Source organism: Kitasatospora sp. NPDC057965 (assembly GCF_042887135.1).
Lineage (GTDB): Bacteria > Actinomycetota > Actinomycetes > Streptomycetales > Streptomycetaceae > Kitasatospora.
The window spans coordinates 137,417-158,389 of record NZ_JBHVPZ010000012.1; the positions used below are offsets into that span (position 1 = coordinate 137,417).

Here is a 20,973-nt window from a genome sequence, read left to right on the forward strand (position 1 = left end):
AGACTCACAGGCTCCTCAGGAAGTCCTCGACGTCGGTCACGCCGTCTCGCGGGCGCAGGGCGTCCGCGAGACGGTTCCTGCTGATCGCGTCGCCCAGGTCGCCGGCCGCCAGCAGGTCGATGTAGCCGGGCAGGTCGGTGAGGCGGGACAGCATGCTCTCCCCCGTGTCCCGGTCCCTGCTGCACACGACGACGCCCGAGTGGTCCTGCGCGTCCAGGGAGTTGAGGAGCGCCGGACTGTGCGTGGTGAACAGCACGTCGATGCTGCGCCGCTCCGACTCCTCCTTCATCAGGCGCAGCACGCGCGCCGCCTGCGTCGGGTAGAGACCGTTCTCGATCTCCTCGATCACCAGGTGCCGCTGGGCCGACAGCGGCGCCTCGTCGCCGTCGGCGACGGGTGCGCTCAGCAGCGCGGTTCCGAAGGCCAGGAACCGCAGCATGCCGTCGCTGAGGAGCCTGGCCGGAACGGCATGGTCCTTGCCGTGGTAGCCGGCCTCGCGCAGCACCAGCTGGACGTCCCCGAGCTTCGTGTCGACGCTGGTGATGCCGCGCACGGGGAACTCGGGCATCCCCGCGACCAGCTCCGTCAGCCGGCCGAAGGCCGCCCGGTCGGTTCCGCGCAGGTGCTCCACCACCGCGCTGAGGTTGTCGGCGCTGCGTCTGAGTTCGGTGTCGCGCGCGTTGACGTACTGCCGCATGAGGTGGGGCACCGGATCCAGCAGGAAGACCTCGCGCAGCACCGCGAGCACGTCCTGCGCGGCACGGTGGACGAGCTTGGTCGCCTCGGTGGTCGCGGGGAGCCGAACCGGGACCTGGCTGGTCAGCAGACGGTCGGCCGCGAACGGGACCCCCGGGTCCACACCCCGCAAGCCGTTGAAGTAGCGGACCTTGAGATCGGTGCGGCTCGGGTCCGGAGTGTCGCTGGCCAGCAACGAGCGGCCGGGCGCGAGTCGGCGGCCCCCGTAGAGCGCGCCCTCCACCGCCGTCAAGGTCTCCCGCAGAATCCGCACCTCGGGGCGGACGGCGATCTCCACGTCGAGGTCGAAGACCGCCTGTCCCGACCGCACACGGCAGCCGAGGGCGAAGCTGTCCGCCCCCAGCGGCGCGCACCCTTCGGCCCCGCCTCGGATGGGCTCCTCGCCTCCGCTCCGCAGCCCGTCCAGCGCGTCGCGCACCGGCTCGCCCAGGGCGAGGCGGGACAGCACCATCAGGCCGTCCAGGGCATTGGACTTGCCGCTGCCGTTGCGGCCGATCAGCACTGTCAGGTCCTGAAGCGGCAGGCACTGGCCCGTGAAGCTCTTGAAGGAGGTCAGGCGCACCTCCACCAGACGGGGAGTCTCCACCCGGCACCCTCTCTCGCTCGTTCCGGCCCAGGCTGTGCTCGCCCCGGCTGTGCAGCGGTACGAAAGCCTACGCGGGCTCGTCACCGTTCCCACAGCGCTCCACCGACGGAGTGGGAAGTCAGCGGGTCCGACTTCCTGCTCCGCTTCCGTCGGGCCCGAAGGCGCGGAACGTGGAGGTGGCGGGCCGATGCCCCGGTGAGGTGGCCGGACTCGTCCGCCTTCGTGGCGAGCCCAGGGGGTCACCGGGGGCTCATGGTGCCGATGACGTCCGGCGGAGGCTGCGGACGGCGAGGAAGAAGGCGGCGGCGGTGAGGGTGGTGGAGAGGAGGAAGAGTAGGGCGACGCCGAGGTGGAAGAGGGCGTGCGGCTCGCGGAGGATGCGGGCGAGGACGAGGTAGCCGGCGGCGGCGGTGAGGAGGGCGCCGAGGACGGGCGCGGACCAGCGGTGGAAGGCGAGCCGCTTGGGGAGGGCGGAGAGCAGGGAGCCGGTGGGTATGGAGACGAAGGTCCCGAAGAGGAGGCCCACCATGGCCCCGAGGGGTATCGAGGTGTAGCGGAAGGCGACGAGGGCGACCAGGGCACCCCAGAGGGCCCCGCCGATGACGCCGACCTGGGTGGTGCGAACGATGAGCCGGATACGCCAGGCTTTGGCGTTCATCGGTGGGGGTCCTCCGGGACTGGGCTACTGATCAGGTGAGGTGGTCGAAGGCACCGGCTTTGGCGGCCAGAAGGAAAGAACCGAACTGCTCTACATCGACTACCAGAATGATCCCCGGGTCATCGGACTCCCGCAGTTGGAGAAGGCCCCCTGCACCTGCGGCAAGTTCAACGCAGCTGCCGCCCTCGTTCGAGCCACTGAACGATGACTTCTGCCAACGGAGTTCTGGCATTAGGCGCCCTTCACGTTTGGAGCAGGTAGAGAAGATGTCGGATGAGGCCCCACGAGTCACGCGTTGGCGACAGCGCAAGGGGTGACTGACCGGCGTCGACCGGAGGCAGCGCAAGGTCAACCAACTGGTTGAACGTCCTGCGATACGTCGCGATCGAGTGCCGGTCGCCAAGATACTCGGTGTGGCTTGGGTGATCCACAACAACGGTGGAGAGGTCCACTGATCCTGGGTCCAGCAACAGGAATTGGCCGGTGTGCGGCGGCTTCTTCAATGCCGTGAACGGCAGAACCTGGATGGTCACGTTCGGCAGCTCGGACACCTCCAGCAGGTGCGACAGCTGCGCCCTCATCACCGCGTCTCCAGGGAAGCGCAGACGCAGGGCCGTTTCGTGAATCACGAAACGGAACTCGCGTCGCGGCTTGTCGGTGAGGATCCGCTGCCGATTGATCCGGAACTCGACCTCGGCTTCGGCGTCCAGCTTTCGGTCGCGATGAGCGCCATCGTAGATCGCCTCGACATACGCCGGAATCTGCAACAGACCGGGCACGTGGAACGTCTCGTAGTTGTCGATCAGAGCCGCACTGTCCTCGGTCTCGGCCAGGTCGAGCGCAAGCTGCGGCACTCGGTCGGCGAAGTCCGACCACCACCCCTTGCCCGTTCGCCTTCCCATGTCCGCGAGTTCGGCTCGATAGACCGGATCTTCACAGCCATAAGCGTCGAGCCAGGTCCCCAACCTCTCCTGGTTGAGGCCGGTTCGACCCGCCTCCGTGTGGCTGACAGCAGGGCTCTTCATCCCCACCAACGCGCCGGCCTCCGGAGCCGACAGTCCCGCCGCCAACCTGAGGCGCTGCAACTCCTCGCCGAAGCGGCGCTGCCGCTGGCTGATCTCTCCCCTGAGCCCCACAGCGTTCCTTCCCTCTCCCCGCAGTGTTCCGCATCAGCTCAACCCGCCACCACCCGGGCGGCTTTCACTCGCAAGGGTCAACCTTGCTGCATTGGTTGCAACGTTCGGACTCTACATCCTACTCTCAGTGTTGCACCGATCGCCGACGGGTCGTCAGTAGCGGCTGCCACCTAGGCAGTAGGCACATTCACCCCTCCGTCGGCGAGCCACTCCTCCCCACCTCACGGAGGCCCCCATGCGTGCCCCCTACCCGCCCGACTGGTCCGTCGCCCGCCGCGAGCTGCGGGCCCTCCTCACCGCCTCGGACTGGATGTCGGACTCCATCGCCGACGCCGAACTCGCGCTTCATGAGCTGTTCGTGAATGCCTGGAAGCACGCGGGCACCCAGGCGCCCCACATCATCGTCGCCCTCTGCCCCCGCACGCTGCGGGTCTCGGTCTGCGACGACAGCCCCGTCCTGCCCGAACTGGGCGCCCCCGCGGACCTCTTCGCGCTCTCCGGGCGCGGACTCCACCTCGTCCGCGCCCTCACCGACCGCTTCGGCGTCGACCCCGTCAAGGCCGGCAAGGTCACCTGGTTCGAGCTGGACGCCGCCACGTGAACGCCCCCTTCGAACCCAACGACGCCTACCTGCGCACCTACACCGAGCCCGAGGTCACCGCACTGATCAGCGAACTCCACGAGTGCGGCAAGCCGTTCGGCATCCAGTGGGGCTCCGCCGCCGTCAACGGCGCCACCATCGACGGCCGTCTCCTCGTCGACTTCGGTGACACCTCCGTCGCCACCCTCCTCAACCTCCTCACCCTGCTGCGCGAGGGGGTCAGGGCGCCGTGAACTTCCTCATCGGCGCGGCCTTCGCCGTTCTCCTCGCCCTTGCGATCGCCACCGTTGTCACCGGCGTCATCACCGCCCTGAAGGTCCACGGCAACGAGGACGACAAGCACGTCAGCTGACCGTTGCGGCGGCCGACACTCCGGCCGCCGTCAACGGAGCAAGTAGCAGTGTTGCTACTGTTCGCCGGGCCCCACCCGGGGCACCGCCGGCCCCCGGGGCGCGAGCGGTCGGCTCAGCACCAGATTGGTCGTCGTGCTCCCCAACTGGGCCAGCTCGTCGACGATCTCCTCCAGGTGCCCCATCGACGTCGTGGCGATCTTCAGCACGTAGCAGTCGTCCCCGGTCGTCCGCAGGCACTCCAGGATCTCCGACCGCTCCTCCAGCAACCGCCGCAGCGGCTCGTGCCGCACCGCCGGCCCCGGGTACTTCAACCGGACCACCGCCGTCACCGGGTACCCCGTGCGCTCAAGGTCCACCTCGGCCCGGTAGCCGGTGATCACCCCCGCCGTCTCCAGCCGCCGCACCCGTTCCGTCGTGGCCGACGCGCTCAGGTTCACCCGCCGCGCCAGCTCGGTGAACGCGATCCGCCCGTCCTCCTGGAGCTCGGCCAGGATCGCCCAGTCCGTCGCATCGAGAATCTCGGTCATAGGCCCAGATTGCCGGTGATTCCACGGCGGAACAACCCCGCAACCGGGAGATGTCTCTTCAGTCAACCCACCTTCCCTCCCTAGGCTTTCCGGACGTGAAGATCGGAGTGAACGTCCCCAACTTCGGCCCCGGCGCCGACCCCGGAGCCCTCCTGACCTGGGCCCGCACCGTCGAGTCCCTGGGCTTCGACCTGCTGATGCTCTCGGACCACGTCGCCATCACCCCCGACGTCGCCCGGCGCTACCCCGCCCCCTTCTACGAACCCTTCACCACCCTCGCCTGGCTAGCCGCCCACACCACCCGCGTCCACCTCGGCACCACCGTCCTCGTCGCCCCCTACCGCCACCCCCTCCTCACCGCCCGGACAGCCGCCAACCTGGACGCGCTGAGCGGCCACCGCCTCGTGCTCGGCGTCGGAGTCGGTTGGGCGCAGCAGGAGTTCGCCGCCCTCGGCGTCCCCTTCGAGCACCGTGGCCGCCTCACCGACGACCACCTGCGCCGCCTGCGCGCCGCCTGGGAGGACACCGCCGGCTACGGAACGGCCCGCCGCATCCCGCTCTGGGTCGGCGGCAACAGCGACGCGGGCCTGCGCCGCGCCGTCCACCTCGGCGACGCCTGGCACCCGCTGCGCCCCACCCTGCCCTGGCTGCGCGAAGCCGCCACCCGCCTACGGGCGTACGCGGACGAGCACGCGCTCCCCGCCCCCGCCTTCGCGCCCCGGATCGCCCTCAGGCTCACCCCGGCCCCGGTCGCCGGCCCGCAACGGCTCGCCGGCGAGGGCACGATCGAGCAGATCACCGCCGACCTCACCCAACTCCGCCTGCTGGGCGCCGCACACGTGATCCTCGACCCCTACCACGGCGACCCGGAGGAGACCCGCCGCCCACAGGACGCCCGGCGGGCCCTCGCCGCCGTCGCCGAACACCTCGCCCCGCTCTGCACGGAACAGCCCCGAACGGAACAGCCCCGATGACCGTCACCCCCGCCGACCACCCCCTCCTCCGCCGCGCCATCGCCCTCGCCGCCGAGGCCGCCGCCCACGGCAACCCGCCGTTCGGCTCCCTGCTCGCCGCCCCGGACGGCACCGTCCTGGCCGAGGAGCGCAACACCACGCTCACCGACCGGGACATCACCGCCCACCCCGAACTGAAGCTCGCCCGCCGGGCGGCCCGCGAGCTGGCCCCGGACGCCGCCGCCGCGACCACCCTCTACACCAGCTGCGAGCCGTGCCCGATGTGCGCGGCCGCCCTGCGGCAGGCCGGGCTCGGCCGCGTCGTCTTCGCCCTCTCCGGCGAGCAGTTGCTGACCGTCCGCCCCGCGAGCGGCCGACCGCCCGTACCGCAGGACGGCCCGGCGCTGCTCGACGAGGTCCGGGCCGCGATGGAGCCGTACTACCGCTGACCCCTCCCGCACCGTTGTTTGCCTCTGCCCCAGGGGCAAGGAGCAGAGTGGGCCCCGTGCACGAGGACTTGATCACCATCGGGGAGCTCGCCACCCTGACCAGGCTCAGCCCCAAAGCGCTGCGCCTGTACGGGGACCGCGGGCTGCTGCCGCCCGCCCACGTCGACCCGTACACCGGGTTCCGCCGCTACGGCCGCGCCCAGGTCGAACGGGCCCGCCGGATCGCGCTGCTGCGCGCCGTCGGCATGCCGCTGGCCCGGATCGCCGCCGTCCTCGACGCGGACGGCGGCGACGAGTCCGCCCGCCTGCTCGGCGCCTACTGGCGCGAGCAGGAGGCCGCGCACAGGGCCCGCCGCTACGCGGTGGGCTACGCCCGCTCAGTACTCACCGGAAGGACTTCGACCATGTACCGGATCGCCGAACGCGACGTTCCCGAGCAGAAGGTGCTCTGCATCCAGCGGCACGTCACGGGCGCCACGCTCGTCCCGTTTCTGAACGAGGCCGGCGAGCAGCTCCTCGCCCACCTGAAGTCGACCGACGCGTGCCTCTCGGGGCCGATCTTCAGCATCTTCCACGGCTACGTCGGCGAGGACTCGGACGGCCTGGTCGAGGTGTGCGCCCCGACGCTGAACGCCGTCGAGCCGACCGGCCGCATCGCCGTGCGGATCGACCCGGCCCATCGCGAGGCGTACACCGAGATCACCAAGGAGCACAAGGACTTCGCGACGATGGCCGCCATCCACGACGCCGTCGGCGCCTGGGTCAAGGAGCAGGGCCACGACCGCGACGGCGGCAGCCGGGAGGTGTACTACCCGAACTTCGAGACCGCCGAGCCCCACGAGCACACCTCCGACGTCACCGTCCCCTTCCGCCCCCGCCCGGGCGCGTAGCCGCACATGGCGCGGGAAGTCGGACCGGCCGACTTCCCACTCCGGGTGGCCGGCAATCTCCGGGCCGACCCTGAGCGGAACCCTGAGTGGGGGTCCTGCCAGGCGGTGAAGCAGGTCAGGAGCGGGATCGCCTTGCGGGGGGAGGTTTTCGGCGGGGCGGCGGCGGAGCATGGAAGTACGCCGGCCGGAGGGACCGGACCACGGCGTCACCACAGCAACGGAGTCCGCCATGAGCCGCCTCGCCCGCCCCCGTCACAACCGCGTCATCGCCGGCGTCTGCGCCGGGATCGCCGAGCGCTTCGGGCTCTCGGCATGGACCGTGCGCGTGATCTTCCTGGCTTCCTGTCTGCTGCCCGGCCCGCAGTTCCTGATCTACCTGGCGCTCTGGCTGCTGCTGCCCCAGGAACCGTGAGACGCCGAAGGGGCCGCGCGCTCCTCGACGGGAGCGGGCGGCCCCTTCGGCCGTGCCGTGCCGCGCCCCGGCGTGCGGCGCCCCGGCGTGCGGCGGACGGATCAGCCGCCGAGGCCCGGCAGCGGGAGGGCCTGGGTGAGCCCGCCGAGCGGGGTCTTGTCGAGGCCCGGCACGGTCGGCAGGGCGGCCCGGTCGGCGGCGGCGCCGGCGACCGGGGCGGCGGCCTGACCCGCGCTGGGGGCCAGGGTGCCGAGGGTGCTGCTGACCTTGTCGGCGACCGGCAGCTTGCCGGCGGCGTCGGTGAGCGCGCTGGTGGCGGCCGGGTTGGTCAGCAGACCGGTCGGGAGCCCGAGACCACCGGCGGCGGTGGCGGGGGCGGCGGACGCGCTGCCGGCGCCGACCGCGGCGATGGCGATGCCGAGCGCGGCGGTACCGGCGGCCTTGAGAGTGGCCTGCTTCATGTGGTTCGTCCCCTTGGGTCCTCGTCGGTGGCCGACACACGCGGCCGACGCGACGGGGCCCGCCGCCACGACCGGTCGGCAATGACGGGCACACGGTAGTGAGCGGATCGCACGGGGATCAACGGCGGTTCACCCGCCCGAGCGAGAAGTCAGATGAACGCCAACTCCCCTGGCGGACAGCGGCGTTCATCCGATCACCTTCGGCGCACTCAGCCGCCGACGCTGAACAGCCACTCGGCCTTGAGCTCGGCGTAGCCCGGCTTGATCACGTCGTTGATCATCGCGAGCCGCTCGTCGAACGGCAGGAAGGCCGACTTCATCGCGTTCACGGTGAACCACTCCAGGTCCCCCAGCGTGTAGCCGAAGGCCTCGACCAGGTGCGCGAACTCGCGGCTCATGCTGGTGCCGCTCATCAGCCGGTTGTCGGTGTTCACGGTGACCCGGAACTTCAGCCGGCTGAGCAGCCCGATCGGGTGCTCGGCGTACGAGGCGGCGGCCCCGGTCTGCAGGTTGGAGGTCGGGCACATCTCCAGCGGGACCCGCTTGTCGCGCACGTACGCGGCGAGGCGGCCCAGCTTGACGGTGCCGTCCTCCTCGACGGTGATGTCGTCGACGATCCGCACGCCGTGGCCGAGCCGGTCGGCGCCGCAGCACTGCAGGGCCTCCCAGATCGACGGCAGGCCGAAGGCCTCGCCCGCGTGGATGGTGAAGTGGTTGTTCTCGCCCTTGAGGTAGTCGAAGGCGGCCTGGTGGCGGGTGGGGGGGTAGCCCGCCTCGGCGCCGGCGATGTCGAAGCCGACGACGCCGCCGTCGCGGTGCCGGTTGGCCAGCTCGGCGATCTCCGACGAGCGCGCGGCGTGCCGCATCGCGGTGATCAGGGTGCCGATCCGGATGCGGTGGCCGGCGGCGCGGGCGTTGGCCTCGCCGAGCCGGAAGCCCTCCTGGACGGCCTCGACGACCTCGTCCAGGCTCAGGCCGCGCTCCAGGTGCTGCTCGGGGGCGTAGCGGACCTCGGCGTAGACGACGCCGTCGGCGGCGAGGTCCTCGGCGCAGTCGGCGGCGACCTTGATCAGGGCCTCGCGGGTCTGCATGACGGCGCAGGTGTGGGCGAAGGTCTCCAGGTAGCGGACCAGCGAACCGGAGTCGGCGGCCTCGCGGAACCACTCGCCGAGCGCCTTGGGGTCGGTGGTCGGGAGGCCCTCGTAGCCGACGGCCGCCGCCAGTTCGACCACGGTCTCGGGGCGCAGGCCGCCGTCGAGGTGGTCGTGCAGGAGCACCTTCGGCGCGCGGACGATCTGCTCGGGGGTGGGGATCCGGGGGCCGGTGCCCGCGGTGGTGACGGGGATCTGCTTCTCCATTGCGAGAGTGTAGCCCCTACGCGCGTAGACAAGCCACCGCCCAGGGGGCCGAATCATCCGATGTCCACCGGGAATTCCACCAAAGGGACGAGCCGGTCCACCTCCACGCAAGCCGGTCCCCAGGCCCCGCGCCCCCCGACGCGCTCAGTCGTGCGCCAGCAGCCGCCCCCGCCGCGACAGCACGAAGTCCCGGAACGCCGCCGCCGGCGGGGTCAGCGGCCGCCCCGCCACCCACGCCAGGCCGATCGCCCGCCGGGTCCGCGGCGCCGTCACCTCCAGCTCGACCACCCCCGGCCGCGGCACCAGCGCCGGCGGCAGCAGCGCCACCCCGAGCCCGGCCGCCACCAGCCCGCGCAGCGTCTCCGCCTCCTCGCCCTCGAACGCGATCCGCGGCGCGAACCCGGCCTCCGCGCAGAAGCCGTCGGTGATCGCCCGCAGCCCGTAGCCGGGCTCCAGCCCGACGAACGGGTCCTCGGCGACCTCCGCCAGCCGGATCCGGCGGCGCCCGGCCAGCCGGTGGTCGGCCGGGACCACCAGGTGCAGCCGCTGCTCGTCCAGCCGGCGGGCGACCAGCGCCGGATCGTCCTCCGGGACCGGCGCGACCAGGCACAGGTCCAACTCCCCCGCGCGCAGCCGGTCCAGCATCGCGCCCACGTAGGCCTGCACCAGCTGGAAACGGACCAGCGGGTACGCCGCCCGGAAGTCCCGCAGCAGGGCCGGCACCGCGTCCGTCCCCATGGTGTGCAGGAAGCCGAACGCCACCCGGCCGGTCGCCGGATCGGCCTCCGCCCGCGCCGCCTCGACGCCGCGCTCGACCTCGGCCAGCGCCCGCTCCACCGAGGCCAGCAGCAGCCGGCCCGCCCTGGTCAGCCGGACCGTCCGGCCCTGACGGGCCAGCAGGTCGACACCCAGCTCGCCCTCCAGCCGGGCCACCGCCCGGGACAGCGTCGGCTGCGGCATCGCCAGCAGCGCCGCCGCCTGCGTCACATGCTCCAGCCGGGCGACCGCCGCGAACTGGGCCAGCAGCGGGGCGAGTTGCACCGCCGGAAGGTCCGGTCCCAGCTCCGCGGGCCGGGCCGGCTCGGCACCCGTGGCCATCATGCGCTCCCGTCGTCCGCCGCACGCTGCGCTCATGCGCTCCGGTATGGATTATGGATGGTTCATGCATTGGACGCATCAGCCCGGCGGTTCTACGGTCGACGACATGCAGCCCTCCAGTACCAGGGCGTCCGCGACCGCGCCGGACGCCGCCCCTGCCGCCGCCCTCACCCCGGACGACCGCCACCGCCCCGGCCGGCGCTCCTTCCGCCGCGCCAACCTCGCCCTGTTCGCCGCCGGCGTCGCGACCTTCGTCCTCCTCTACTCCACCCAGGGCCTGCTGCCGGTCCTCTCGGACGACCTCGGCCTCACCCCCGGCCAGGCCAGCTGGACGGCCTCCGCCGCCACCCTCGGCCTGGCACTCGCCCTGCTCCCCGCGAGCGCGCTCTCCGACCGGTACGGGCGCACCGCCGTGATGACGGCCTCCACCCTCGCCGCCTCCGCCCTCGCGCTCGCGCTGCCCTTCGCGCCGGACCTCACCACCCTGGTCGTGCTGCGCGTCCTCCAGGGCGCCGCGCTCGCCGGACTGCCCGCCACCGCGATGGCCTACCTCGCCGAGGAGGTGCACCCCTCGGCACTGGCCTCCGCGATGGGCCTGTACGTGGCGGGCAACAGCATCGGCGGCATGGGCGGGCGGCTGCTCTCCGGCTGGGTCGCGGCCGGCCTCGGCTGGCGCTGGGGGCTCGCCGCCTCCGCCGTCCTCGCGCTGCTCGCCACCCTCGCGTTCCGGCTGCTGATCCCCGCCGCCCGGCACTTCACCCCGGCCCCGGTGGACGCGCGCGCCCTCGCCCGCACCGTCGGCCGCCACCTGCGCAACCCGCTGCTGCTGCGGCTGTACGCGCTGGGGCTGCTGTTCATGGCCGTGTTCGGCGCGGTCTACAACACCGTCGGCTACCGGCTGATCGCCGCGCCCTTCCACCTGCCGGAGTCGGTGGCCGCCTCGATCTTCGTGGTCTACCTGGTCGGCACCGGCACCTCGGCCGCCGCGGGCCGCCTCTCCGCCCGGCTCGGCCGCCGCGGGGCGCTGTACGCCGCGATCGGCACCACCGCCCTCGGGCTGCTGCTCTCGCTCGCCGACTCCCTGGTCCTCGCCCTGCTCGGCCTGGTACTGATCACCGCCGGCTTCTTCGCCGGCCACGCCACCGCGTCCTCCGCCGTCGGCCGCACCGCCACCGAGGGCCGCGCCCAGGCCTCCGCGCTCTACCTGATCGCCTACTACCTGGGCAACAGCCTCGGCGGCACCACCGGCGCCGACGCCTACCACGCCACCGGCTGGCCCGGCGCCGCCACCATCGGCCTCGCCGCCATGACCCTCGCCGCCGCCGTCACCCTCTACGCCACCCGCCAGGCCCACACCGCCCGCCGCACGGAGGCCCTGCCGGGCAGGCTTTCCGCGCGATAGCTTCTCCCCGTGGAGGATCAGGAGTCGGTCTCCGCTGCTGCGGAGGACCAGAGCTGGTTCCGGACTGCGGCCTGGCAGAGCAAAGAGGCCGAGGTCGACCAGGCCCTCGGCCGGGGAGAACGCGGCGAGGTGTTCGGGAGCGGCCAGGACTTCCTGCGCTCGCTCGCCGACGAAGCGGGGCTGGACCTACGGGAGATCGAGCGCCGTGCCGAGGATCGTGGACCGGCGGATACCTGACGCTGACTGTCAGGTATCCGCCGTAGTTTCGTTCGCGTCCCACCGGTACCGCACGGACAGAGGAACCCACCATGGCCACCTTCGTCCTCATCCCCGGCGCCCTGCACGGCGGTTGGTGGTACCGGCCGATCACCGAAGGGCTGCGGGCCGCCGGGCACGAGGCGTTCGTCTTCGGCGACAAGGTCGCCGTCGGCCCGTGGACGATCGACACCAGCGGTCTGCTCACGTACGCCTGATCCGGCGCACGTGAGCAGACCCCCGGACCGTCAGGCGATGCGGTCCAGGACGATCGGGTTCGGGGTGAACGGGGTGCCCGCCGGGGCGACCTCGACGGCGTCCGCGAGGGCCTCGATCGCGTAGTCGAAGCGCTCCGGGGTGTCGGTGTGCAGGGTCAGCAGGGGCTGGCCGGCCACCACGGTGTCGCCGGGCTTGGCGTGCATCTCGACGCCGGCGCCGGCCTGCACCGGGTCCTCCTTGCGGGCGCGGCCGGCGCCGAGGCGCCAGGCGCTGACGCCCACCGCGTAGGCGTCCAGCCGGCTCAGCACGCCCGAGGCCGGGGCGGGGACGACGTGCTGCTCGCGGGCGACCGGCAGCGGGGCGTCGACGTCGCCGCCCTGGGCGGCGATCATGCGGCGCCAGTGGTCCATCGCGGAGCCGTCGCGCAGCGCGTCGGCCGGGTCCTTGCCGTGCACGCCCGCGGCGGCCAGCATCTCGCGGGCCAGCGCGAGGGTGAGCTCGACGACGTCGGCGGGGCCGCCGCCGGCCAGCACCTCGATCGACTCGCGGACCTCCAGCGCGTTGCCGGCGGTGAGGCCGAGCGGGGTGGACATGTCGGTGAGCAGGGCGACGGTGTTGACGCCGGCCGAGGTGCCGAGGCCGACCATGGTGCGGGCCAGCTCGCGGGCGTCGTCGATGTTCTTCATGAAGGCGCCGGAGCCGACCTTCACGTCGAGCACGAGCGCGCCGGTGCCCTCGGCGATCTTCTTGGACATGATCGAGGAGGCGATCAGCGGGATGGCCTCGACGGTGCCGGTGACGTCGCGCAGCGCGTACAGCTTCTTGTCGGCCGGGGCAAGGCCGTCACCGGCCGCGCAGATGACCGCGCCGGTGGAGCGCAGCACGTCCAGCATCTCCTCGTTGGAGAGCAGGGCACGCCAGCCGGGGATGGACTCCAGCTTGTCGAGGGTGCCGCCGGTGTGGCCGAGGCCGCGGCCGGACAGCTGCGGAACGGCGGCGCCGCAGGCGGCGACCAGCGGGGCGAGCGGCAGGGTGATCTTGTCGCCGACGCCGCCGGTGGAGTGCTTGTCGCTGGTGGGCAGCGCCAGCGAGGAGAAGTCCATCCGGACGCCGGAGCGGATCATCGCGTCCGTCCAGCGGCTGATCTCGCGCGGGTTCATGCCGTTCAGCAGGATGGCCATGGCCAGGGCGGACATCTGCTCGTCGGCGACCTCGCCGCGGGTGTAGGCGTCGATGACCCAGTCGATCTGAGCGTCGCTCAGCTCTCCGCGGTCGCGCTTGGTCCTGATGACGGAGATGGCGTCCATGGTTGCTCCATTGCTCCCAGAAGGGGTTCAGAAAAGCGAAGAGTGTCGCGAGCGGCCCGGGTCAGGGCCCGCTCGCGACACTCTACGCGCGTAACAAACGGCAGGGCCAGAGCTGATCCGCTACAGCCGCTCGGGCCCGAACGCGTCGGGCAGGACGTCGCTCATCGGCCGTACGCCGGACGGCAGCTCGACCAGCAGGTCGGGCCCGCCGTGCTCGTACAGCAGCTGGCGGCAGCGGCCGCACGGCATCAGCAGCGCCCCGTCGCCGTCCACGCAGGTGAACGCGGTCAGCCGGCCGCCGCCGCTCGCGTGCAGCGCGGAGACCAGTCCGCACTCGGCGCACAGCGAGAGCCCGTACGAGGCGTTCTCCACGTTGCACCCGGTGACCACCCGGCCGTCGTCCACCAGCGCGGCGGCGCCCACCGGGAACCTGCTGTACGGCGCGTACGCGTGGCTCATCGCCTCGCGCGCCGCCGCCCGCAGCGCGGCCCAGTCGACCGTGTCGGCGCCCGGCGTCACTTGCCCTGCCCCTTGCGGTAGATCTGGCCGTCGGCCTTCGGCGGCCGCAGCCGCTGCGAGGCCAGCGAGAGCACCACCAGGGTGATCACGTACGGCGTGGCGACGATCAGCGGACGCTGCACCTCGTCGGTGGTGAAGTACCAGACGAACAGCGCGCCGGAGACGACCACCGAGATCAGCGCCGGAGTGAGCTTGCGGCGGTACAGCTGCCACGCCGCCAGCAGCACCATCGCGATGGCGACCACCAGGATCAGCACGTGCACCGACTCCGGGTCGCGCAGCTGGAGGCTGTCGGTGAAGCCGAACAGACCGGCGCCGACGGCGAGGCCGCCCGGCATCCAGTTGCCGAAGATCATCGCCGCGAGGCCGATGAAGCCGCGGCCCAGGGTCTGGCCGTCCTTGTAGAAGTGCGCGGCGACCAACGAGAGGTACGCACCGCCGAGGCCCGCGAAGGCGCCCGAGGCGATGACCGCCAGGTACTTGTACTTGTAGACGTTGACGCCCAGCGACTCGGCGGCGGTCGGGTTCTCACCGCAGGAGCGCAGCCGCAGGCCGAAGACGGTCCGCCAGAGGGCGAAGTAGCTGGCGACGATCAGCGCGCCGGCCAGGATGACGACCACCGACAGGTTGGTGACCAGGCCGCCGACCACACCGGCGACGTCGGAGACCAGGAACCAGTGGTGGGCCTCGATCTCCTTCAGCCAGGAGGACAGCCCGGGGACGGTGAGGTACGGCAGCGGATCGGCCGGCGGGGACTGGTTCGCACCGGCGCCCACCGAGATGTAGTCCTTGTAGTAGATCCGGTTGACGTACGCGCAGATGCCGGGGATCAGCAGGTTGATGCCGACGCCGGAGACGATGTGGTCGACGCCGAAGGTCACCGTGATGACCGCGTGCAGCAGACCGCCGAGCGCGCCGCCGAGCATGCCGGCCACCAGGCCGAACCAGGGGTTGACCAGGTAGCCGCCCCAGGCACCGGCGAAGGTGCCGGCGACCATCATGCCTTCGAGGCCGATGTTGACGACGCCGGCCCGCTCGGACCAGAGGCCGCCCAGACCGGCCATGCCGATCGGGACCGCCGCGCCGAGCGCCGCGGTGATCTGGCCGGAGGAGGTCAGCGCGTGGTTGCCGGTGATCATGCCGACGGCGGAGAACAGCACCAGGGCGCCCGCGATCAGCAGCAGCACCACCGGCCAGGACAACTTGCGCTTCTTGGCGGACGCACCGCCGGGCGTCTTCGCGCGAACTGCGGTAGCTGTACTCACGCCGACACCTCCTTCTTCTGGGCGGCCGCGGCGGCAGCCTGGGCGGCGAGCTCGGCGCCGACCCGCTGCTGCTGGCGCTTCAGGCCGTAGCGGCGGACCAGCTCGTAGGCGACGACGACGCAGATGACGATGGTGCCCTTCATGACGTCGACGATCTCGAACGGGAACTCACCGTTCTGCGGCAGCGGGAGCTGCGAGCCGGTGGCGTCGAGGAAGGCGAAGAGCAGGGCGGCGAAGACCATGCCGATCGGGCTGTTGCGGCCGAGCAGGGCGACCGAGATGCCCAGGAAGCCGAGGCCCGCCTGGAAGCTCTGACCGAAGTAGTACGAGTTCTGCATCAGCTCCGGCAGGCCGATGAGGCCGGCCAGCGCACCGGAGACCACCATCGAGGTGACGACCATGCGCTTGACGTTGACGCCGGACGCGGTGGCCGCGCTCTCCGAGCGGCCGGTGGCGCGCAGGTCGAAGCCGAAGCGGGTGCGGTTCAGGGTGAACTGGAAGGCCACGCCGACCACGATCGCGATGACCACGAAGCCCCAGAGCGGGCCGCCGTCGGTGTTCAGCGAGAAGAAGCGGCTGGACTCCGAGATCGGGTTGGTCTGGATCGAGTTGCTGGTGGTGCCCTTCTCCGGCGCGAAGATGCCGGGGACGAGCAGCAGACCGACCACCGCGGTGGCGATCGAGTTCAGCATGATGGTCGAGATGACCTCGCTGACGCCGCGGTAGACCTTGAGCAGACCGGCGACGGCCGCCCACATGCCGCCGACCAGCATCGCGGTCAGCAGCAGCAGCGGGATCTGGATGATCGCCGGGAGGTCGACCTGGCTGCCGACGAAGGCGGCGAACAGCGCGGCGAGCTTGTACTGGCCCTCGACGCCGATGTTGAAGAGGTTCATGCGGAAGCCGAAGGCGGCGGCCGCGGCGGCGAGGTAGTACGTGGTGGACCGGTTGATGATGGCCACCTGGCCGTCCGACTTGGTGCCGTACGTGATCATCACGTTCCAGGCGTCGAACGGGTTCTTGCCGGAGGTCGCCAGCAGCAGCGAGCAGATGGCGACGGACAGCACGACGGCGAGCACCGGCGCGGCGAGCGCGAGCACGATCTTCTCGCCGCTGAACCGCTGGGCCAGGCCGCTCTTGGGAGCGGCCGCGGCGGGCGCGGCGGGCGCGGGCTTGGGACTGGTCATGTGGCTACTCCCCCGCCTGCTGGTCGGCGGCGGTGTCGGTGGGGGTGGCGGGGGGCACGGCGTCCGAGGGCACCGCGTCGGCCGGGGTGTCCGACTCGATGCGGCCGACGGCGGCGCCGGTCATCGCGGTGCCGAGGTCCTCGGCGGTCACGGTCTCCGGGTCGGCGTCGGCGACCAGCCGGCCGCGGTAGATCACCTTGATGGTGTCGGAGAGGCCGATCAGCTCGTCCAGGTCGGCGGAGATCAGCAGCACGGCGAGGCCGGCCCGCTGGGCGACCCGGATGTGCTCCCAGATCTGCGCCTGGGCGCCGACGTCCACCCCGCGGGTGGGGTGCGCGGCGATCAGCAGCTTGGGCTCGTGGCTCATCTCGCGGCCGATGATCAGCTTCTGCTGGTTGCCGCCGGAGAGCGAGGCCGCGGTGACCTCGATGCCGGGGGTGCGGACGTCGTACTCCTCGACGATCCGCTGGGTGTCCTTGCGGGCGGCGGCCGGGTCGAGCAGCACGCCCTTGGAGTTGGGGCTCTCGGTGACGTGGCCGAGGATCCGGTTCTCCCAGAGCGGGGCCTCCAGCAGCAGGCCGTGCCGGTGGCGGTCCTCGGGGATGTAGCCGATGCCGGCCTCGCGGCGGGCCCGGGTGAGGCTGCCGGAGAGGTCCTGGCCGTCCAGGGTGACGCTGCCGGCGTCCAGCGGGAGCATGCCCATCACGGCTTCGACCAGCTCGGCCTGGCCGTTGCCCTCGACACCGGCGATGCCGAGGATCTCGCCCTTGTGGATCCGCAGCGAGATGTCGTCCAGGACGACGCGCTCGATGCCCTCGGCGTCGGTCTTGGCGATCCGCAGGCCCTCGACGCGCAGCATCTCGGTGGTGGTGACGGTCGACTCGCGGCTCTCCGGGGAGGGCAGCTCGGCGCCGACCATCAGCTCGGCCAGCTGGCGGGCGGTGACGCTCTTCGGGTCGGCGTCGCCGACGGTGGTGCCGCGGCGGATGACGCTGATCGCGTCGGCCACCGAGAGCACCTCGTGCAGCTTGTGCGAGATGAAGATGACGGTGACGCCCTCGGACTTCAGCTCGCGCAGGTTGTCGAACAGGGCGTCGACCTCCTGCGGGACGAGCACCGCCGTGGGCTCGTCGAGGATGAGGATCTTGGCGCCGCGGTAGAGCACCTTGAGGATCTCGACGCGCTGGCGGTCGGCCACGCCGAGGTCCTCGACCAGGGCGTCCGGGCGCACGCCCAGGCCGTACTGGTCGGAGATCTCCCTGATCTTCTGCTTGGCCCTGGCCCCGATGCCGTACAGGTGCTCGCCGCCGAGGGCGACGTTCTCCAGGACGGTGAGGTTGTCGGCGAGCATGAAGTGCTGGTGCACCATGCCGATGCCGCGCGCGATGGCGTCGCCCGGGGTGCCGAACTCGCACAGCTCGCCGTTGATCGCGATGGTGCCCTCGTCCGGCTTCTGCATGCCGTAGAGGATCTTCATCAGCGTCGACTTGCCGGCGCCGTTCTCGCCCATGAGGGCGTGCACGGTGCCGGTGCGGACGGTGAGGTTGATGTCGCGGTTGGCCACGACGCCGGGGAAGCGCTTGGTGATGCCGCGCAGTTCGACGGCCGGTGCCGCCGTCCCCGCGCTGGGGTTACCGCCCGTGTTCGGGGCGGGGTCGGATGCGGTGATGGCGGTCTCCTGGTGGTCTGGAGGCGCGTCGTTGCGCTGGAGGGCCAAAGAGCGGGAAAGGGTGGGGGGACGGGACGGGGCCCGGGGGTGCGCACGACGCGCACCCTTCCGGGCCCCTCCCTGGTGTTGCGTTCATCAGGCGCTGCCGGGCGGGCGGCAGCTCCGGCGACGTCCGGTCAGGCCCTGGAGCCTTACAGCTTGGACGGGTCGCTCGGGACGGTGGTGCTGCCGCCCTTGATCGCGTTGGCCGCCTCGTCGAGCTTGGCCTTGATGTCGTCGATCTTGCCGCCGGTGGTGGCGAGCGAGACGCCGTCGGCCTTGAGGTCGAAGTTCTTCACACCGGTGAAGGGCTCGTTCTTCTTGGCGGACTCGATGTAGGCGAAGACGGCCTTGTCGACGTTCTTGACCATCGAGGTCATGATGTTGTTCTTGTACTTCGCCAGGGCGGGCTGGGCGGCCTGGTCGGAGTCGACGCCGATGGCCATGGCACCGGCGTTGGCGACGGCCTCGATGGCACCGTTGCCGGAGGAGCCGGCGGCGGTGTAGATGACGTCGGCCTTCTTGTCGAGCTGGCCCTGCGCGGCTTCCTTGCCCTTGTCGGGGGCGGCGAAGCCGGAGAAGTCCGGCGGGGTGCTCAGGTAGGTGACCTCGACCGGCATCTGCGGGTCGACGGACTTGACGCCCGCGCGGTAGCCGGCCTCGAACTTCTTGATCAGCTCGGACTGCACGCCGCCGATGAAGCCGACGTGCTTGTTCTTGGACTTGAGGGCGGCGGACACGCCGGCCAGGTACGAGCCCTCCTGCTCCGAGAAGGTCAGCGAGGTGACGTTGCTCGGCTGGGTGTCGGAGGCCGAGTCGATGATCGCGAACTTGGTGCCCGGGTTCTCCTTGGCGATCTTCTCGACGGCGGCCTGGTAGACGAAGCCGACCGCGATGATCGGGTTGTAGCCCGCGGTGACCAGGTTCTTGAGGCGGGTCTCCTTGTCGGCCTCCGCCTCACCGGTCTTGGCGTCGGCCTCGGTGACCGCGACACCCAGCTGGCTCTTGGCCTGGTCCAGGCCGCGGGCCGCGGAGTCGTTGAAGGACTGGTCGCCACGGCCGCCGATGTCGTAGGCCATGCCGACCTTCAGGCCGCCCTCGGAGGAGCCGGCGGAGGCCTTGGTGTCGTTGCTCTTTGCGCCGCAAGCGGCGAGCGAGGCGATGCCCAGGGAACCCGAGAGCACAACCGCGGCGAGCTTAGTAGTACGGCGCAAGGGAGTATCTCCTTCTCACACGCCACCGATTAGCGTGGTCGGACGCCACCGTAACGCGCGTAGAACACGGTTGTGTTACGGGCCGCCGGAGCGTTCGGGTTGTTACCAAACCGTGGTCTCGCGGTCGCCCAGGCGCCCTTTTCCGCTCCATAAACGGTGGTTCGGACTCGCCCGATCCCGCGCACGGAACAGGAAAAAACGCTCTATCAGCGACAAACCGGACACCCTTGGCGGGTGTCCGGTTTCGATCGGTTCGGGCCGTCACGGCATCAGAGCGTGCCGGGCTCCAGTGCCAGCGCGGTGAACAGCTCCACCCCGATCGCGATCGCGCGCTCGTCGACGTCGAAGCGGCCCTGGTGGAGGTCGCGGACGGTGCTGTCACCCGGGGGCCTCACACCGAGCCGGGCCAGCGCGCCGGGGGCGTGCTCCAGGTACCAGGAGAAGTCCTCCCCGCCGAGCGACTGCTCGGTGTCCTCGACCACCTCGGCGCCGTCCCGGCCGAAGCGCGCGGTCATGCCGGCCTCCAGCAGCCCGACCGAGACCGCCTCGTTGACCACCGGCGGCACGCCCCGGTGGTAGTCGAGCGTCCACTTCGCGCGGTAGGTCTCGGCGAGCCGGGCGATCAGCTCGTGCAGCAGGTCCGGCGCCTCCCGCCAGCCGGCCAGCTCCAGGCAGCGGACGGTGCCCTCCAGCTCGGCGTGCTGCGGGATGACGTTCGGCGCGGAGCCGGCGGCGATCCGGCCCCAGACCAGCGAGACGCCCCAGCGCGGGTCCATCCGGCGGGCCAGCGCGCCCGGCAGCTCGGCGGCGGTGCGGGCGACCGCGGTGACCAGGTCGGTGGTCAGGTGCGGGCGCGCGGTGTGGCCACCGGGGCCGTCCAGGTGGAGCACCAGGCGGTCGCAGGCCGAGGTGATGGCCCCGACCCGCAGGCCGATCCGGCCCACCTCCACCTTGGGGTCGCAGTGCACGGCGAAGATCCGGCCGACGCCCTCCATCCCGCCGGCCGCGATCACGTCCAGCGCGCCGCCGGGCATGACCTCCTCGGCGGGCTGGAAGACCATCCGGACCGGGCGCCGCAGCTCGCCGGAGCGGGCCGACTCGGCGAGCACCAGCGCGGTGCCCAGCGCCACCGAGGTGTGCACGTCGTGGCCGCAGGCGTGGGCCCGGCCGGGGACGCTCGAACGGTAGGGGACGTCGGTCTTGGCGTCGTCGATCGGCAGGGCGTCGATGTCGGCGCGGAAGGCGAGGAACTCCGCGCCGCGCGGGGCGGACTCGGGAACGATGTCGACGAGCATTCCGGTGCCGCCCGGGAGGATCCGGGGGGCGAGGCCGGCGGCGACCAGGCGGTCCCGCAGCAGGCCGGTGGTTCGGAACTCCTGGCGGCCCAGCTCCGGGTGCCGGTGCAGGTCCCGCCGGAAGGCGATCAGCTCGGGCTCCAGCGCCCGTACCCGGTCGCGGAGACCGGCGGCGGGGCGGGCAGCGGTGAGGGTGACGGCCGACAGGGCGGACTCACGACGGTTCATCTCAACAAGGGTAGGCCTGTTGGGGGGATTTGGCCCGACTTCCCGAAAAGAAGTCCCCGGATGGGCGCATACCGGCCGCGCTGGTGGGTATGACATCTTGTTTCAGCCGCCTTCCCCATGGTGCCTGCTCTGTGCA

The 20,973-nt window shown here is 71.7% G+C and carries 25 protein-coding genes; 10 read left to right on the plus strand and 15 right to left on the minus strand.

The genetic code is table 11. The features are described 5' to 3' along the window. Positions 1–4: 4 nt before the first annotated feature. The 4 genes from ACFVVU_RS17800 to ACFVVU_RS17815 form a co-directional block, all read right to left on the minus strand. Positions 5–1,342, minus strand: a complete 1,338-nt coding sequence (locus ACFVVU_RS17800) for an AAA family ATPase (protein WP_387790778.1) — start codon at positions 1,340–1,342, stop codon at positions 5–7. 250 nt (positions 1,343–1,592) lie between these two features. Beyond that, on the minus strand, positions 1,593–2,000 hold the full coding sequence (locus tag ACFVVU_RS17805; RefSeq protein ID WP_387790779.1) for a hypothetical protein: 408 nt from the start codon (positions 1,998–2,000) through the stop codon (positions 1,593–1,595). A gap of 31 nt (positions 2,001–2,031) precedes the next feature. After that, positions 2,032–2,232 carry a DUF397 domain-containing protein gene (locus tag ACFVVU_RS17810; protein WP_387790781.1) on the minus strand — a complete coding sequence of 67 codons (201 nt, stop codon included), beginning with the start codon at positions 2,230–2,232 and terminating at the stop codon, positions 2,032–2,034. A 10-nt stretch (positions 2,233–2,242) separates the two neighbouring features. Beyond that, positions 2,243–3,136 carry a helix-turn-helix domain-containing protein gene (locus tag ACFVVU_RS17815; protein WP_387790782.1) on the minus strand — a complete coding sequence of 298 codons (894 nt, stop codon included), beginning with the start codon at positions 3,134–3,136 and terminating at the stop codon, positions 2,243–2,245. Between the two features lie 235 nt (positions 3,137–3,371). Here ACFVVU_RS17815 and ACFVVU_RS17820 point away from each other — a divergent pair, with 235 nt between their 5' ends. Genes ACFVVU_RS17820 through ACFVVU_RS17830 form a run of 3 tightly spaced genes read left to right on the plus strand, consistent with a single transcriptional unit; the run spans position 3,372 to position 4,089 of the window. Beyond that, positions 3,372–3,737: an ATP-binding protein gene (locus ACFVVU_RS17820; protein ID WP_387790783.1), complete on the plus strand. Its 366-nt coding sequence runs from the start codon at positions 3,372–3,374 to the stop codon at positions 3,735–3,737. Further along, positions 3,734–3,970, plus strand: a complete 237-nt coding sequence (locus ACFVVU_RS17825) for a hypothetical protein (protein WP_387790785.1) — start codon at positions 3,734–3,736, stop codon at positions 3,968–3,970. Before ACFVVU_RS17820 ends, ACFVVU_RS17825 begins: the two co-directional genes overlap by 4 nt. Beyond that, on the plus strand, positions 3,967–4,089 hold the full coding sequence (locus ACFVVU_RS17830) for a hypothetical protein (RefSeq protein WP_387790787.1): 123 nt from the start codon (positions 3,967–3,969) through the stop codon (positions 4,087–4,089). The genes ACFVVU_RS17825 and ACFVVU_RS17830 overlap by 4 nt, the downstream gene beginning before the upstream one ends. Before the next feature lie 54 nt (positions 4,090–4,143). Here the strand turns inward: ACFVVU_RS17830 and ACFVVU_RS17835 are convergent, their stop codons facing one another. Continuing rightward, positions 4,144–4,617: an Lrp/AsnC family transcriptional regulator gene (locus ACFVVU_RS17835; protein ID WP_387790789.1), complete on the minus strand. Its 474-nt coding sequence runs from the start codon at positions 4,615–4,617 to the stop codon at positions 4,144–4,146. A 95-nt stretch (positions 4,618–4,712) separates the two neighbouring features. On the opposite strand from ACFVVU_RS17835, the gene ACFVVU_RS17840 reads away from it, so the two are divergent. The 4 genes from ACFVVU_RS17840 (at position 4,713) to ACFVVU_RS17855 (ending at position 7,321) form a co-directional block, all read left to right on the plus strand. Then, positions 4,713–5,591, plus strand: a complete 879-nt coding sequence (locus ACFVVU_RS17840) for an LLM class flavin-dependent oxidoreductase (RefSeq protein ID WP_387790791.1) — start codon at positions 4,713–4,715, stop codon at positions 5,589–5,591. After that, positions 5,588–6,019: a nucleoside deaminase gene (locus tag ACFVVU_RS17845; RefSeq protein WP_387790792.1), complete on the plus strand. Its 432-nt coding sequence runs from the start codon at positions 5,588–5,590 to the stop codon at positions 6,017–6,019. The genes ACFVVU_RS17840 and ACFVVU_RS17845 overlap by 4 nt, the downstream gene beginning before the upstream one ends. Positions 6,020–6,075: 56 nt before the next feature. After that, positions 6,076–6,909 carry a MerR family transcriptional regulator gene (locus tag ACFVVU_RS17850; protein WP_380685248.1) on the plus strand — a complete coding sequence of 278 codons (834 nt, stop codon included), beginning with the start codon at positions 6,076–6,078 and terminating at the stop codon, positions 6,907–6,909. Between the two features lie 229 nt (positions 6,910–7,138). Then, entirely contained in the window at positions 7,139–7,321 is a 183-nt protein-coding gene (locus tag ACFVVU_RS17855) for a PspC domain-containing protein (RefSeq protein ID WP_355358632.1), read from the plus strand. 101 nt (positions 7,322–7,422) lie between these two features. On the opposite strand, the gene ACFVVU_RS17860 is transcribed toward ACFVVU_RS17855, so the two are convergent. From ACFVVU_RS17860 to ACFVVU_RS17870, 3 genes are all read right to left on the minus strand, one after another. After that, positions 7,423–7,782 (minus strand): ATP-binding protein, encoded by a 360-nt coding sequence (locus ACFVVU_RS17860; RefSeq protein WP_380687877.1) that lies wholly within the window; start codon positions 7,780–7,782, stop codon positions 7,423–7,425. A gap of 209 nt (positions 7,783–7,991) precedes the next feature. Continuing rightward, on the minus strand, positions 7,992–9,140 hold the full coding sequence (locus ACFVVU_RS17865; RefSeq protein WP_387790795.1) for an adenosine deaminase: 1,149 nt from the start codon (positions 9,138–9,140) through the stop codon (positions 7,992–7,994). A 144-nt stretch (positions 9,141–9,284) separates the two neighbouring features. Then, on the minus strand, positions 9,285–10,238 hold the full coding sequence (locus ACFVVU_RS17870; protein ID WP_380687889.1) for a LysR substrate-binding domain-containing protein: 954 nt from the start codon (positions 10,236–10,238) through the stop codon (positions 9,285–9,287). Positions 10,239–10,344: 106 nt separating this feature from the next. Here ACFVVU_RS17870 and ACFVVU_RS17875 point away from each other — a divergent pair, with 106 nt between their 5' ends. From ACFVVU_RS17875 to ACFVVU_RS17885, 3 genes are all read left to right on the plus strand, one after another. After that, the gene (locus tag ACFVVU_RS17875) at positions 10,345–11,640 is read left to right on the plus strand and encodes an MFS transporter (RefSeq protein ID WP_387790796.1); all 1,296 of its coding nucleotides are present in this window, start codon (positions 10,345–10,347) and stop codon (positions 11,638–11,640) included. Between the two features lie 9 nt (positions 11,641–11,649). Beyond that, positions 11,650–11,877 carry a hypothetical protein gene (locus ACFVVU_RS17880; RefSeq protein WP_387790798.1) on the plus strand — a complete coding sequence of 76 codons (228 nt, stop codon included), beginning with the start codon at positions 11,650–11,652 and terminating at the stop codon, positions 11,875–11,877. A gap of 71 nt (positions 11,878–11,948) precedes the next feature. Continuing rightward, positions 11,949–12,113: a hypothetical protein gene (locus tag ACFVVU_RS17885; RefSeq protein WP_380687885.1), complete on the plus strand. Its 165-nt coding sequence runs from the start codon at positions 11,949–11,951 to the stop codon at positions 12,111–12,113. 30 nt (positions 12,114–12,143) lie between these two features. Here the strand turns inward: ACFVVU_RS17885 and ACFVVU_RS17890 are convergent, their stop codons facing one another. The 7 genes from ACFVVU_RS17890 to ACFVVU_RS17920 form a co-directional block, all read right to left on the minus strand. Then, positions 12,144–13,421, minus strand: coding sequence for a thymidine phosphorylase (locus ACFVVU_RS17890; RefSeq protein WP_380687887.1), 1,278 nt, complete (start codon positions 13,419–13,421; stop codon positions 12,144–12,146). 120 nt (positions 13,422–13,541) lie between these two features. Then, entirely contained in the window at positions 13,542–13,940 is a 399-nt protein-coding gene (locus ACFVVU_RS17895) for a cytidine deaminase (RefSeq protein ID WP_380688799.1), read from the minus strand. Continuing rightward, positions 13,937–15,205, minus strand: a complete 1,269-nt coding sequence (locus ACFVVU_RS17900; protein ID WP_387790801.1) for an ABC transporter permease — start codon at positions 15,203–15,205, stop codon at positions 13,937–13,939. The genes ACFVVU_RS17895 and ACFVVU_RS17900 overlap by 4 nt, the downstream gene beginning before the upstream one ends. Next, on the minus strand, positions 15,202–16,392 hold the full coding sequence (locus ACFVVU_RS17905) for an ABC transporter permease (RefSeq protein ID WP_380688795.1): 1,191 nt from the start codon (positions 16,390–16,392) through the stop codon (positions 15,202–15,204). The genes ACFVVU_RS17900 and ACFVVU_RS17905 overlap by 4 nt, the downstream gene beginning before the upstream one ends. A gap of 4 nt (positions 16,393–16,396) precedes the next feature. After that, on the minus strand, positions 16,397–17,902 hold the full coding sequence (locus tag ACFVVU_RS17910) for an ABC transporter ATP-binding protein (protein WP_380688801.1): 1,506 nt from the start codon (positions 17,900–17,902) through the stop codon (positions 16,397–16,399). A 350-nt stretch (positions 17,903–18,252) separates the two neighbouring features. Then, complete coding sequence (locus tag ACFVVU_RS17915) at positions 18,253–19,314, minus strand: BMP family protein (protein WP_380684590.1); 1,062 nt, start codon at positions 19,312–19,314, stop codon at positions 18,253–18,255. A 269-nt stretch (positions 19,315–19,583) separates the two neighbouring features. After that, on the minus strand, positions 19,584–20,837 hold the full coding sequence (locus ACFVVU_RS17920) for an amidohydrolase (protein ID WP_387790804.1): 1,254 nt from the start codon (positions 20,835–20,837) through the stop codon (positions 19,584–19,586). Positions 20,838–20,973 lie beyond the last annotated feature (136 nt).

Excerpts from the sequence above, each read along its gene's own strand:
- ACFVVU_RS17805 (WP_387790779.1), bottom strand. The coding sequence starts at position 2,000 with ATGAACGCCAAAGCCTGGCGTATCCGGCTCATCGTTCGCACCACCCAG.
- ACFVVU_RS17810 (WP_387790781.1), bottom strand. The coding sequence starts at position 2,232 with ATGCCAGAACTCCGTTGGCAGAAGTCATCGTTCAGTGGCTCGAACGAG.
- ACFVVU_RS17820 (WP_387790783.1), top strand. The coding sequence starts at position 3,372 with ATGCGTGCCCCCTACCCGCCCGACTGGTCCGTCGCCCGCCGCGAGCTG.
- ACFVVU_RS17835 (WP_387790789.1), bottom strand. The coding sequence starts at position 4,617 with ATGACCGAGATTCTCGATGCGACGGACTGGGCGATCCTGGCCGAGCTC.
- ACFVVU_RS17845 (WP_387790792.1), top strand. The coding sequence starts at position 5,588 with ATGACCGTCACCCCCGCCGACCACCCCCTCCTCCGCCGCGCCATCGCC.
- ACFVVU_RS17855 (WP_355358632.1), top strand. The coding sequence starts at position 7,139 with ATGAGCCGCCTCGCCCGCCCCCGTCACAACCGCGTCATCGCCGGCGTC.
- ACFVVU_RS17860 (WP_380687877.1), bottom strand. The coding sequence starts at position 7,782 with ATGAAGCAGGCCACTCTCAAGGCCGCCGGTACCGCCGCGCTCGGCATC.
- ACFVVU_RS17865 (WP_387790795.1), bottom strand. The coding sequence starts at position 9,140 with ATGGAGAAGCAGATCCCCGTCACCACCGCGGGCACCGGCCCCCGGATC.
- ACFVVU_RS17870 (WP_380687889.1), bottom strand. The coding sequence starts at position 10,238 with ATGGCCACGGGTGCCGAGCCGGCCCGGCCCGCGGAGCTGGGACCGGAC.
- ACFVVU_RS17875 (WP_387790796.1), top strand. The coding sequence starts at position 10,345 with ATGCAGCCCTCCAGTACCAGGGCGTCCGCGACCGCGCCGGACGCCGCC.
- ACFVVU_RS17885 (WP_380687885.1), top strand. The coding sequence starts at position 11,949 with ATGGCCACCTTCGTCCTCATCCCCGGCGCCCTGCACGGCGGTTGGTGG.
- ACFVVU_RS17890 (WP_380687887.1), bottom strand. The coding sequence starts at position 13,421 with ATGGACGCCATCTCCGTCATCAGGACCAAGCGCGACCGCGGAGAGCTG.
- ACFVVU_RS17905 (WP_380688795.1), bottom strand. The coding sequence starts at position 16,392 with ATGACCAGTCCCAAGCCCGCGCCCGCCGCGCCCGCCGCGGCCGCTCCC.
- ACFVVU_RS17910 (WP_380688801.1), bottom strand. The coding sequence starts at position 17,902 with ATGGGCGAGAACGGCGCCGGCAAGTCGACGCTGATGAAGATCCTCTAC.
- ACFVVU_RS17920 (WP_387790804.1), bottom strand. The coding sequence starts at position 20,837 with ATGAACCGTCGTGAGTCCGCCCTGTCGGCCGTCACCCTCACCGCTGCC.